The 12,791-nt window shown below is 69.0% G+C and carries 9 protein-coding genes; 3 read left to right on the top strand and 6 right to left on the bottom strand.

Going from position 1 to position 12,791, the window contains the following annotated elements:
* Positions 1-34: 34 nt before the first annotated feature.
* Genes H7K45_RS10915 through ttfA form a run of 4 tightly spaced genes read right to left on the bottom strand, consistent with a single transcriptional unit; the run spans position 35 to position 3,193 of the window.
* Positions 35-691, bottom strand: coding sequence for a TrmH family RNA methyltransferase (locus H7K45_RS10915; RefSeq protein ID WP_263995823.1), 657 nt, complete (start codon positions 689-691; stop codon positions 35-37).
* Positions 684-1,583, bottom strand: coding sequence for a hypothetical protein (locus H7K45_RS10910; RefSeq protein ID WP_263995822.1), 900 nt, complete (start codon positions 1,581-1,583; stop codon positions 684-686). Before H7K45_RS10910 ends, H7K45_RS10915 begins: the two co-directional genes overlap by 8 nt.
* Entirely contained in the window at positions 1,584-2,360 is a 777-nt protein-coding gene (locus H7K45_RS10905) for an SDR family NAD(P)-dependent oxidoreductase (RefSeq protein WP_263995821.1), read from the bottom strand.
* Positions 2,361-2,386: 26 nt separating this feature from the next.
* Entirely contained in the window at positions 2,387-3,193 is an 807-nt protein-coding gene (gene ttfA / locus H7K45_RS10900; RefSeq protein ID WP_263995820.1) for a trehalose monomycolate transport factor TtfA, read from the bottom strand.
* Positions 3,194-3,302: 109 nt separating this feature from the next.
* On the opposite strand from ttfA, the gene H7K45_RS10895 reads away from it, so the two are divergent.
* On the top strand, positions 3,303-3,980 hold the full coding sequence (locus H7K45_RS10895) for an SDR family NAD(P)-dependent oxidoreductase (protein WP_263995819.1): 678 nt from the start codon (positions 3,303-3,305) through the stop codon (positions 3,978-3,980).
* Positions 3,981-4,048: 68 nt separating this feature from the next.
* Here H7K45_RS10895 and clpB read toward each other — a convergent pair whose 3' ends face one another.
* Positions 4,049-6,595 (bottom strand): ATP-dependent chaperone ClpB, encoded by a 2,547-nt coding sequence (gene clpB, locus H7K45_RS10890; protein ID WP_263995818.1) that lies wholly within the window; start codon positions 6,593-6,595, stop codon positions 4,049-4,051.
* 99 nt (positions 6,596-6,694) lie between these two features.
* Positions 6,695-9,031 carry a putative bifunctional diguanylate cyclase/phosphodiesterase gene (locus H7K45_RS10885; RefSeq protein WP_263995817.1) on the bottom strand — a complete coding sequence of 779 codons (2,337 nt, stop codon included), beginning with the start codon at positions 9,029-9,031 and terminating at the stop codon, positions 6,695-6,697.
* 216 nt (positions 9,032-9,247) lie between these two features.
* Here H7K45_RS10885 and H7K45_RS10880 point away from each other — a divergent pair, with 216 nt between their 5' ends.
* Both H7K45_RS10880 and H7K45_RS10875 read left to right on the top strand, forming a co-directional pair.
* Positions 9,248-10,075 (top strand): FAD binding domain-containing protein, encoded by an 828-nt coding sequence (locus tag H7K45_RS10880; RefSeq protein WP_263995816.1) that lies wholly within the window; start codon positions 9,248-9,250, stop codon positions 10,073-10,075.
* A complete protein-coding gene (locus tag H7K45_RS10875; RefSeq protein ID WP_263995815.1) occupies positions 10,072-12,789 on the top strand; it encodes a molybdopterin-dependent oxidoreductase in 2,718 nt (905 codons plus the stop codon). Before H7K45_RS10880 ends, H7K45_RS10875 begins: the two co-directional genes overlap by 4 nt.
* Positions 12,790-12,791: the final 2 nt, after the last annotated feature.

The raw sequence follows: 12,791 nt of genomic DNA, 5'->3' as shown, positions 1-12,791 counted from the left end.
GTCGCTTCGCTCGCCTGGTGGATTTCATCCTGCCCTACCAGGCGCGCGCTGTGTCGGCATGCGCCGTGATCCAGGCGTGCATCGCGATGCCCGCGGCCACGGCGGCGTTGACGCTGCGCGTCGACCCGAACTGGGCGATGGACACCGTCATGGCGGCGCCGTTCTGCGCCTCCGGGCTGATGCCGGGTCCCTCCTGACCGAAGATCAGCAGGCAGTCCAGGGGCAAGCGGGTGTGTTCGAGGCGGACCGACCCCGGCACGTTGTCGACTGCGACGACCTCCAGCCCCCGTTCGGCGGCGTAGTCGAGCAGCTCGGCGGTCGTGGCATGGTGGCGGAGGCGCTGATAGCGGTCGGTCACCATGGCGCCGCGCCGGTTCCACCGGCGCTTGCCGACGATGTGGACGGTGTCGACGGCGAAGGCGTTGGCGGTGCGCACGACGGCGCCGATGTTCGCGTCGTTGCCGAAGTTCTCGATGGCCACGTGCAGACGGTGGCGTCGCTCGTCGATGTCGGCGATGATCGCCTCACGCGTCCAGTAGCGGTAGGCGTCGACGACGTTGCGAGTGTCGCCGTCGCGCAACAGGTCCCGGTCGTAGCGCGGATCGTCGGGCAGCGGGCCGTCCCATGGGCCGACCCCAGGGGTGGTGCCCCACTCGGTGGGGCCCGGCGGCGTGGGGTCGGCGTCAGTCACGCGTCGTCCACAGCGCGGCGTGGGTCCCGACGACCGCGACCGTGGCGTACAGCAGGGCCTGGTTGATCTCGCCCTGCGTGCACAGCGAGGCCCGGATCGACACCGCGTCCAACGACGCGTCGGGCAGCACCAGCAGCGACGCACCGTAGACCGAGCAGGCATACGACAGTCCCTTGCCGGGCAGCGTCGGTGTCACCTGCACCATGAGCGGACCGCCGCGCCGGATCGAGTCCTCCCGGTAGCGCGACGCCAGCCCGCTGATGTCCAGCCCCAGCAGCATGTACCCGTTGCCGTTGAACGCATTCGGTTCACCAAGCGCCGTCGGCGCCAGCTGGGATCCGTCGGCGTCGAACGCGTCGACGCTGGTGGACTTCACCACCAGGCCGGTCTCGGTGTCGGCGGTGGGGCTCAACCCGACCGGGAAGGACGCTCCGTAGGCGGCGATCGTGCCGGGGATGCGGTCCTGTGGCGAGTACGCGTACACCCCGCGCACCTGGGTCTGATCACGGAGCGGGCCCAAACACACGGTGCCCGATACCTTGTCGGGATTCGGTGAGACGGCGGGCTGCAGGCTCAGCGTGGTGACGTTCGCGCAACTGCCAAGCGCGGTGCTCTCGATCGGATGGGCCAGCGCCCCGTAGAGGCCGAACCGCAGCGAGTCGGCCCTGGCGTGCCGACCACCGGCCTGCGAGGGGGACGCGTCCACGTCGACGAGGACGTAGTCACCGTCGAAGCGAAGATTGGACGCGGAGACGTTCCAGCCAAGGACGGCGAGCGACTCACCGATCTTCGCGCCCTGGGTGGCGTACGGGCTGGGCTGGGGGTCGTCGGAACAGGCGACGACGGCGGCGCCGAGGACCAGGGTCAGCAGCAGTGCGAGGACTGTGCGCACTCAGGTACGGCCCCGGCCGCGACCGACGACCTTGGTCGCCGCCCTCACCAGGCTCCTCGGTACCACTCGTCCGGCCGTGGTGAGGGCCTTGTATTGCAGACCGGGGATGATCACCACCTCACCCTTGGCCACGGCGGCCAGGCAGTCGCGCACGACGTCGTCGACCTCCAACCACAGGAACGACGGTGTGCCGTTCATGTCGATCCCGGCGCGCTCGTGGAACTCGGTGCGGACGAAGCCGGGGCACAGCGCGTGCACGCCGACGCCGGTGCCGTCGAGTCCGTTGGCGAGCCCCTCGGACAACGAGATCACGTAGGCCTTGGACGCCGAATAGGTCGAGCCCCGGCCCGGCAGCAGCCCGGCCACGCTGGCCACGTTGATCACGGTGCCCGCGCCGGCGGCCAGCATGGGCGGCAGCGCGGCCCGGGTCAGCTGCATGACGGCGGTGACGTTGACGTCGAGTTGGGATTGCAAGGCGTCGGGGTCGGCGGTCCAGAATTCACCCGAGGTGCCGAAGCCCGCGTTGTTGACCAGGATTCGCACGCCAAGGGCGAGTCGGTCGGCCACCTTGAGGCGGTCGTCGGCGACGGCCAGATCGGCGGCCAGCACCTCGACGTCCACGCCTGCGTCGGCCCGCAGTTCGGCGGCGAGGCGCTCGAGGCGTTCGACGTCGCGGGCCACCAGGACGAGGTCGTGTCCGTCCGAGGCGTACTGGCGGGCGAATCCCAACCCAAGTCCAGAGGACGGTCCGGTGATCAGAGCGACGGGTCGTGGCATGCCCGACAGGTTACGCGGGCGGCACTCTAGCGCTGATAGTGCGGCGACTGATGCCCGTTGCGCACCGGCGGGCGCTGCTGGGTGTAACGCCCGACGTCGCCACGGTTGGGCGGTGCGTCGGTGCGTCCGGCGGGCAGCTCGGCAGGGCGTGCGGCCACGGGACGGCTGGGCGATCCGCCGCGGCGGGCGATGGCCTGCCCTGCGACGGCACTCTGGCCGGGCTGCGGAATCGGGGGCAGCACGCGCAGCAGGTCGTTGAACTGCCGCACGACGAGAAGTCCCTCGTCCCACTGGGCGCGGGTGCTCGTGATCGGCATGCTGACGAGCGTCCAGTGCTGCTCGTTCCACATGATCTCGGCGCAGTCGGGGGCGGCGTGGGCGAAGGTCACCATGCGGCGGTCGCAGGCGCGGCGGGCGGCGTCGAGGTTGGTGGAGTACACCATCCGCGGTCCGATGGCGCCGAGCAGCCAGATGTCGCTCTCGCGGGGTTCCTTGACGTCCTTGAGCCGGACGTCGACCACGACGTTCGTCCCGACCTTGCGGTGCAGCGCGATCACGGTCGCGACGTCCTCGAGGTCGAAGACGTAGACGGCCTCGCCGCGAATCTGTCCGAGGACGACGTTCTTGGCCCTCACGTCGCCGACGGTCGACATCACGCCACGCTTCCAGCGATCCACGATCTCGGAGGACTCGTGTTCGTAGTCGAACCCGTGCGACTTGGCCCACGACTTGCGGCGCCGACCGAGACCGCGACGTTTGTCGAGGTCGACGTACAGCAGCACCGCCGCACCCACGAAACAGAGTGCGGACAGTGTGAACCAAAGCGGGACCATTGAGCCCCAGCCTACTGGTTGGTACGGGTTTCGCCCGAACTCGAGAAGATCACAAACCGGTCACGCCTGGTCGCCGCCGTGCGACGAGGGGCTCGCGCAGACTGGTCCGGTGAGCGAACTCTCCGGCAAGGCCTTCCTCGTGGTCGGCGCCAGTGGCGCGCTGGGCTCCCGCATCGCCCGGCTGCTGGCCGACCGGGGAGCCTCGGTGACGATCAGCGGCCGGTCGGCCGACGCCCTGGCCGGGCTCGGCATCGCCGGTGCCCACCAGGTGGTCGGCGATCTGCGCGAACCGGACGCCCCCCGCGAGATCGTCGCCGCCGCTGCCGACCGTCACGGCCGGCTCGACGGTCTCGTGATCGCCGCGGGCGTGGTGGCCTTCGGCGCGCTGACCGACGTGGACGACGACACCGTCGACGACCTGGTTCTGGTCGACTTCCTGGCCCCGCTGCGGCTGATCCGGGCGGCGCTGCCGGTACTGGAACGCGACGGCGTGATCCTCGGCATCAGCGCGGTGGTCGCGGAGAAGCCCATGGCCAACATGGCCGCCTACTCGGCGGCGAAGGCCGCGACGGCGGCGTTGTTCACCGCGGTGCGCAGCGAGGCCCGGCGGCGCAAGGTCCGCGTCGTCGACGTGCGGCCACCGCACACCGAGACCGGGCTGGCCGGACGCGCGATCGCCGGCGAGGCACCGAAGCTGCCCACGGGGTTGGACCCCGATGCCGTCGCGGCGCGCATCGTCGAGGCGCTGTTGGGCACCGAGACCGACGTCCCCAGCACCGCCTTCTGACGCCGAAAGGCCAGTTACCGCGCGTCGATCTCTCGAAAGCGCGCCGTAACTGGCCATTCGCGGGGGACTCAACCCAGAATGAGGCCGTCGCCGTCGGCGGTCACGTTGACCGGCACCACGTCACCGTCGTGCACGTCACCGGCCAGCAACTGCTTGGCCAGCTGGTCACCGATGGCCTGCTGTAGCAGCCGGCGCAGCGGCCGTGCGCCGTACAGCGGGTCGAAACCACGCTCGGCGAGCCACTTCTTGGCGGGCAGCGACACCTCGAGGGTCAACCTGCGCTGAGCCAGCCGCTTCTGCAGCTGAGCCAGCTGGATGTCGACGATGGACACCAGCTCCTCGGGGTTCAGCCCGTCGAACACGATGACGTCGTCGAGCCGGTTGACGAACTCGGGCTTGAAGGCCGACCGCACCGCCGCCATGACCTGCTCCTCGGTGCCACCGGCGCCCAGGTTGGAGGTCAGGATGAGGATGGTGTTGCGGAAGTCGACCGTGCGGCCTTGGCCGTCGGTCAGCCTGCCCTCGTCGAGTACCTGCAGGAGCACGTCGAACACGTCCGGGTGCGCCTTCTCGATCTCGTCGAACAGCACGACGGCGTAGGGGCGACGGCGCACCGCCTCGGTCAGCTGACCGCCCTGGTCGTAGCCGATGTAACCGGGAGGCGCACCGACCAGGCGGGCGACGGAGTGCTTCTCGCCGTACTCGCTCATGTCGATGCGGATCATCGCCCGCTCGTCGTCGAACAGGAACTCCGCCAGCGCCTTGGCCAGCTCGGTCTTGCCGACGCCGGTGGGGCCCAGGAACATGAAGGACCCGGTCGGCCGGTTGGGGTCGGCGACACCGGCGCGCGTCCTGCGCACCGCATCCGAGACCGCCTGCACGGCCTTGCGCTGACCGACGACGCGCTTGCCCAGCTCGCTCTCCATGCGGAGCAGCTTGGCGCTCTCGCCCTCGAGCATCCGCCCTGCGGGAATGCCGGTCCAGGCCTCCACCACGTCGGCGATGTCGTCGGGCCCGACCTCCTCCTTGAGCATGACGTTCTCGCGCGCCTCGGCGACGGGTAGCGCCGCGTCGAGCTTCTTCTCGACCTCGGGGATGCGCCCGTACCTCAGCTCGGCGGCCTTGGCCAGGTCGCCGTCGCGTTCGGCCCGCTCCGACTCGCCGCGCAGCGTGTCGAGCTGCTCCTTGAGCTCGCGGACGACGTCGATCGCGCCCTTCTCGTTCTGCCAGCGCGTCATCAGCTCCGCCAGCTTCTCCTTGTGGTCGGCCAGCTCGGACCGCAGCTTCTCGAGGCGATCCTTCGACGCGTCGTCGGACTCCTTGGACAGTGCCATCTCCTCGATCTCGAGGCGACGGACCAACCGCTCGACCTCGTCGATCTCGACGGGCCGGGAGTCGATCTCCATGCGCAGCCGCGACGCCGACTCGTCGACCAGGTCGATCGCCTTGTCGGGCAGGAAGCGCGAGGTGATGTACCGGTCGCTGAGCGTGGCAGCGGCGACCAGTGCGGAGTCGGTGATGCGGACGCCGTGGTGCACCTCGTAGCGGTCCTTGAGCCCGCGCAGGATGCCGATGGTGTCCTCGACCGACGGTTCGCCGACGAGCACCTGCTGGAACCGACGCTCCAGGGCGGCGTCCTTCTCGATGTACTTGCGGTACTCCTCGAGCGTGGTGGCGCCGACCATGCGGAGCTCGCCACGGGCCAGCATCGGCTTGATCATGTTGCCGGCATCCATCGCGGACTCACCGGTCGCGCCGGCGCCGACGATGGTGTGCAGCTCGTCGATGAACGTGATGACCTGCCCGGCCGAGTTCTTGATGTCGTCGAGGACGGCCTTGAGACGTTCCTCGAACTCGCCGCGGTACTTGGCGCCGGCCACCATCGAACCCAGGTCCAGGGAGACGACGGTCTTGTCGCGCAGGCTCTCGGGCACGTCACCTTCGATGATGCGCTGGGCGAGGCCCTCGACGATCGCGGTCTTGCCGACGCCGGGCTCACCGATCAGCACCGGGTTGTTCTTGGTGCGCCGGCTCAGGACCTGCACGACGCGACGAATCTCGTTGTCGCGCCCGATGACCGGGTCCAGCTTGCCCTCGCGGGCGGCCGAGGTCAGGTCGGTGGAGTACTTCTCCAGCGCCTGGTAGCTGCCTTCCGGATCGGGGCTGGTGACGCGGGCGCTGCCGCGCACCTTGGTGAAGGCCTCCCGCAGCGCTTGCGGCGAGGCGCCGTGCCCCGTCAGGAGCTTGGCGACGTCGGAGTCGCCGGTGGCCAGGCCGACGAGCAGGTGCTCGGTGGAGACGTATTCGTCGTCCATCTCGACGGCGAGCTGCTGGGCGGCGGTGACCGCCGAGAGCGACTCACGCGACAGGTTGGGCGTCGAGTTGGCGCCGCTGGCCTTGGGCAGGCGGTCGACGAGAGTGGTGGCCTCGGAGCGGATGACCGCGGGATCGACGCCGACCGCCTCGAGTAGTGGTGCCGCGATGCCGTCGCTCTGGGCGAGCAGCGCCGTCAGCAAGTGGGCGGGCCGAATCTCGGGGTTGCCTGCGGCGCTGGCCGCCTGCAACGCCGAACTGAGCGCCGCCTGGGTCTTCGTGGTCGGGTTGAACGAGTCCACGACACCTCCGTTTCTTTCTTGGAAAATGCTTCTCGCGTTGTCCAACGTCGTCAAGGTTGAGTCTGTTCCGCTCAACTCTGATGAGTTTTCGACGCCGCGTCAACCCCGGGTGGTCTGCGGGTCCGGACTCGTCAACGCGTCCAGCAGTAGAGGCGCCGCGACGGGCCGCCCGAAGTGGTACCCCTGCGCCAGATCGCAGCCGTACTCCCGGAGCCGCTCGGCGGTCGCGGCGTTCTCGACGCCCTCGGCGACACAGGCCACCCCGAGGTCGTGGGCCAGGCCGATCACGGCGCGCACGATGGCGGCAGCCCGGGGATCCTCGACGATGGGCATGACGAACTGCCGGTCCAGCTTGACCTCGTCGACCGGCAGTTCCCGCAGGTAGTGCAGTCCACTGAACCCGCTGCCGAAGTCGTCGACCGACACGCGAATGTCCCTCTCCCGCAAGCACTCCAAGGTCTGACGCGCCCGCGGCACGTCGTCGATGACGAGGTCTTCGGTGATCTCGAGGGTCAGCTCGGTCGCGGCCAGCCCGTGCTCACCCAGCGTCGCGAGCAGCCGGTCGGGCAGGCCGGAATCGTCGAAGGACGGTGCGAACAGGTTGATCGCGACGGGGACCGTCCGGCCCGCCTCGTGCCACCGCGCCGAGTCCGCGAAGACCAACTCGAAGACCAACTCCGTCATCGGTGCCATCAGGTCGTGACGACGGATCAGGGGCAAGAAGTCCCCCGGGGTCAGCAACCCGTGCTCGGGATGGGGCCAACGGACCAACGCCTCCACCCCGACGACGTCGCGCCCGCCGAGACGCAGGTCGACCTTCGGCTGGTAGACCATCGTCAGGTCGCCGTGCTCGATTGCGTGCCGAAGATCGTTGAGCAACCCCAGCTTGGGTGCGTCGTCCTCGGCGGCGAGTCGGCGCATCGGTCCGGTGTCCGAGGCGAACGTCACGACCCCGGAACCCCGGGTGCGCTTGGCTGCGTACATCGCCAAGTCGGACTGCTTGAGCAGCATGTCGGCCCGCAGATCGCGATCCCGGGCTGGCGCGACGGACAACCCCACACTTGGACGGATGGGCAGCAGATGCCCGTCCACCACGAACGGTTCGGCGAACGCGTCGATCACGCGCTGCGCGACGGAGTCGGGCGTCTCGGGGCCCTTCTCGATGAGGATCGCGAACTCGTCGCCGCCCAGCCGCGCAATCGTGTCGCCGCTTCGCACCGCCGATCGGATCCGCGCCGCGACGTCGACGAGCAGTGCGTCCCCGGCGGCGTGGCCAAGTCCGTCGTTGACGAGCTTGAAGTCGTCGAGGTCGAGGGTCAGCACCGCAAGCACGCCGAACAGCTCCCGGCGGTGCAATTCGACGGCGTGGTGCAGTCGGTCGTTGAACAAGTGTCGATTGGCAAGGCCGGTCAGGGGGTCCTGCAACGCCTGCTCGGCGACGACGGCGAGCAGCCGCTGGTTGGTGCCCATGACGAGGAACTGCCGCAGCATCACCACGATCACCAAGGACACCGACACCGACAGCACCACGACTGACGCCGGCTTGGCCAGGTCGGCCACCACGACCACACCCGCCACCGACAGCGGCACGTAGGGCAACCACAGGGTGTCGTGGACGGGTATCTGCCCGGCGAGCCGCTGGCTGCAGCCGGCGAGCGCGCCGAGCCCCACCACCAGCAGAGAGGTGACCCAACCGAGGTCGAGCAGGTCACCCCGGCTGCGTCCGCTGGCGGCGACCACGTGGTAGAGCACGTCGTTGGAGATCGACATCAGCACGATGCCCACCGTCAGCAGGGCCACCGACATCCGCGCGGCACCCCGTGCGCGGATCGTGACGAGGACTCCGACGGTGATGGCGACGAGGTCGAGGATGGGGTAGGCCAGCGTGACGGCGAATGTCAGGGGATCCGTGCGGCCGGCGTCGAACAATCCCCGCAACACCACGATCCAGGCGATGAGGAACAGCGACCCCACCACCACGAGCCCGTCCATCAGGAGCCTGACGGTCGACGGCCCCACAGGACCGACGGGCAGCAGCAACAGCGCACCGCACGTGACGATCGGAAAGACGACGAAGCCCACGTCGGCCCAGGTGGAGAAGGGGCCTCGGATGGCACCAAGGGGCGAGCGGAGGTCCGAGCCGGCGACGGCGACGATCCACGCGGCCGCCCCAACGCCCACCAGCGCCCACGCCGCCCTGGCGCGCCCGCCGTTCGACAACGCTGCCGCCGCGGCGCACGTCAGCGCGAAGAGCCCGAAGACGATGAAGGCGACGTCGCCGACGATCTGCGCCACCGGAGCGGTCGCCTGCCCGATGGCCAGCTGGGCGATCAACCACACGACGTAGACGAGCCAGACGGCGATCCCGAGCGGTGCGGCGCGGCGAGGCTGCAGCAACGTCACCCTCAGCCCCTCCCCGGAGATCCGACGCAGCATGCTCGCGATCAGAGCAGATCGTCTCAGACCGGCAGCCACTTGACGAATGCGAGGCCTGGGCACGGCCCCCGTCGCGGTGCCGCTCAGTCGACGTTCAGCAAACGGGCACCGAGCTGCCCGACTCGCGCCGGTCACCGAACGCGCCAGCCACCATTCGACGTCGGCAAACGCGAACCTGCCCTACAGTCAGGCAGGCAATCGACGAAGGGAAGCCACGTGGACATCGGCACGATCACGGACGTCATCCGGAATCCGCCCGACGTGCCCGGTCCGCAGTGGCGTCCCGGTGACGCGTGGCTGGCCGGTGGCACGTGGCTGTACTCCGATCCGCAACCGGATCTGCGCCGGCTCATCGATCTGGCGCCGCTGGGGTGGCACACGATGCAGGTCACCGACGACGGTCTCGAGATCGGCGCCACGGCCACGATCGCCGATCTCTACGCGCTGGCCACTCCAACGGAGTGGACCGCGGCACCGCTGTTGAGGACGAGTTGCGAGGCGTTCCTCGCCTCGTTCAAGGTGTGGAACTCGGCGACCGTCGGCGGCAACATCTGCATGGCCCTGCCCGCCGGGCCGATGATCACCATGACGGTGGCGTTGGAGGCGACCTACGAATTGTGGTCGACGACCGGAACCGAGCGCATCGTCGACGCCGCCGATTTCGTCACCGGCAACCACGCCACGATCCTGCAGCCCGGAGAGTTGTTGCGGCGCGTGCACATTCCGGCGAGCGCCTTGCGCACACGCCATGCCCATCGGCGATTCACGCTCACCAAGTTGGGGCGCTCCACGATCTTCGTGGTGGGCACGCAGAAACCGCTCGCCGACGACATGACGATCGTCGTCACCGCGGGTACCACGCACCCCGTTCGGCTGAGGTTCGACACCGCGCCTTCGGCTGACGAACTGGCAGCCGCCGTGAACGCCATCGACGACGAGGTGTGGTTCGACGATCCGAACGGCAGCCCAGGACACCGCAAGCATCTGGCGCGGCACTACGCCGAAGAGATCCGCACCGAACTACTCGACGGAGCCGCAGCATGAGCTATACCGTCAACGGCCGGGTGTTCGACGCCGAGCCACACCCCGGACAGTGCCTGCGGACTCATCTGCGGTCCTTGGGTGCACACGGGGTCAAGAAGGGTTGCGACGCAGGCGATTGCGGTGCGTGCACGGTGTGGCTCGACGGTAGCCCGGTGCACAGCTGCATCACTCCCGCATTCCGCGCCGACGGCCGCGAGGTCACCACCATCGAGGGCCTCGGCACGCCGGAGAATCCTCATCCCATGCAGGAGCAGTTCCGTCGCGCCCCGGGTTTCCAGTGCGGATTCTGCACCGCAGGCATGATCATGACGGCCGCGACGTTCACCGACGAGCAGAAGGCAGACCTCCCCCGAGCACTGAAGGGGAACCTCTGTCGCTGCACCGGTTATCGCGCCATCGAGGACGCGGTCCACGGCGTCTGCGGCGTCGAGGATCCGGAGCCGGGCCAGGCCGTCGGCACCAGCGTCGGCGCGCCGGCGGCCCTCGGCGTGGTGACCGGCACGGCCGAGTTCACGATGGACACCCAGATGGAGGGCATGCTGCACCTCAAGGTGCTGCACTCCCCGCACGCGCACGCCAGGATCGTCTCCGTCGACGCCTCGGCTGCCTTGGAAGTGCCTGGGGTGCAACGGGTCTACACTTGGAAGGACGTTCCCCGCAAGCGCTACAGCACGGCGATCCACACCGATCACCTCGTCGACCCCGACGACACCTACATGCTCGACGACGTCGTTCGCTTCGTGGGTCAACGCGTGGTGGCGGTGCTCGCCGATTCCGTCCGTGCGGCCGAGGAGGGCTGTCGCCGCGTCGTGGTGCAGTACCAGATCCTGCCCGCGGTGTTCGACCCCGAGGAGGCGATGACTGACGGCGCCCCACAGCTGCACGCCTACGAGGATCCGTTCGCCCACGACAAGCACCACAACGTGCTGCTCGAACTGCACGGCGAAATCGGTGATCTGAGCGCGGGTTTGGCCGAGGCCGACGTCATCCACGAGGCGACGTACGTATCCCCACGGGTTCAGCACGCCCATCTCGAGACCCACGGTTCGATCGCGTGGATGCAGGAGGGGCGGCTGCACGTCCGCACGGCGTCGCAGTCCCCGTCGATCGCCAAGCTCAAGTTGGCCCACCTGTTCGACCTGCGCCCGGATCAGCTGCGGGTGTTCTGCACCCGGGTCGGCGGCGGCTTCGGCGGCAAGCAGGAATTGATCACCGAGGACTTGCCCGCTCTCGCCGCGATGGAGACCGGTCGACCCGTGTCCTTCGAATTCACCAGGGAGGAGGAGTTCATCACGGCCTCCCCCCGACACCCGATGAAGGTCACCGTCACCCTCGGCGCCAAGGCCGACGGCACGCTGACCGCATTCGGCTACCGGAACGTCTCCAACACCGGCGCCTACGGCAACCACGGCGGCGAGACGCTGTTCGCGGCGGGGGCCGCGATTGCGCTATACCGTTGCGCCAACAAGAAGTTCGACGCCTGGTCGGTGTACACCAACACCGTTCCCAGTGGCGCGCTACGTGGCTACGGCATGACGCAACCGGGTTTCGCGGTGGAGTGCGCTATTCACGAACTCGCGGTCAAACTCGGGATCGACCCGATGGAGATGCGGCGCCGCAACGTCGTGCGCCCCGGCGACCCGCTGCTGGCGCTGGCCGACCACGCCGACGACGTCGACTTCACCGAGGACGGAATCACCGAGTGCGTCGACCTCGTCGACGACGCTCTGCGGCGCGACGACAGCGGCCGCGACCTTGGCCCCGACTGGCTCGTCGGGTCCGGCGCAGCGACCTCGCTGCACGAGACCGCACCGCCGACCGATCACGTCTGTGACGCCTGGGCTACGCTGCGCGCCGACGGCGTCTACGAGATCGCCGCGGGCACGGTTGAATTCGGTGAGGGAACGTCCACGGTGCACGTCCAGATCGCCGCGACCAACCTGGCGACGACGCCGGACCGCATTCACCTCGTGCAGTCCGACACCGACCGGACCGGCTTCGACACGGGGGCCTTCGCCAGCGCGGGGATGTTCGTCGCGGGCAACGCCGTCAACTACGCCTCGACTGCGCTGCGCAACCGAATCCTGCGCTTCGCTGCCAAGCACACCGGCGTCGCGCTCGACGAGTGCGCGCTGGAGCACGAGGGCGTGCGCTGCGGCGCCGTCAGGCTCTCGCTGCCCGAGCTCGTCGAGGCCGCGGCAGCACGCGGAATCCGACTCACGGAGTCGCGCAAGGCGTTCGGTTCGCCCCGTAGCGTCACCTCGAACAGCCACGGTTTCCGCATCGCGGTGCATCGCGTCACCGGTGAGATCCGCATCCTCTACAGCGTGCACGCCACCGACGCCGGGGTGCTCATCAACCCGGCACAGGTGCGCGGGCAGGTCGACGGTGGAGTGGCGATGGGAATCGGCTTCGCGCTGACCGAGAACTTCGGAGTCGACGACGCGGGAGTGATGACCAATCCGAGCCTGCGCAACTATCGCATTCCGACCTATGCCGACGTGCCGAGGACCGAAATCCTCTTCGTGGAGTCCAGCGATTCCCTCGGCCCCATGAAGGCCAAGGGCATGGCGGAGTGCTGCATCAATCCCGTTGCGCCCGCGCTGGCCAACGCACTGCAGGACGCGACGGGTGTGCGTTTCCGCGACCTCCCGCTGACGCCCGAGCGCATCTACGACCGACTGCCCGCCGCTCAGCCAACCTCCGTCTCGTAGGC

This window comes from Mycobacterium yunnanensis, assembly GCF_025823185.1.
Lineage (GTDB): Bacteria > Actinomycetota > Actinomycetes > Mycobacteriales > Mycobacteriaceae > Mycobacterium > Mycobacterium yunnanensis.
The sequence above is the reverse complement of the archived record's forward strand: the minus strand, read 5'-3'. Positions and strand labels throughout refer to the sequence as shown.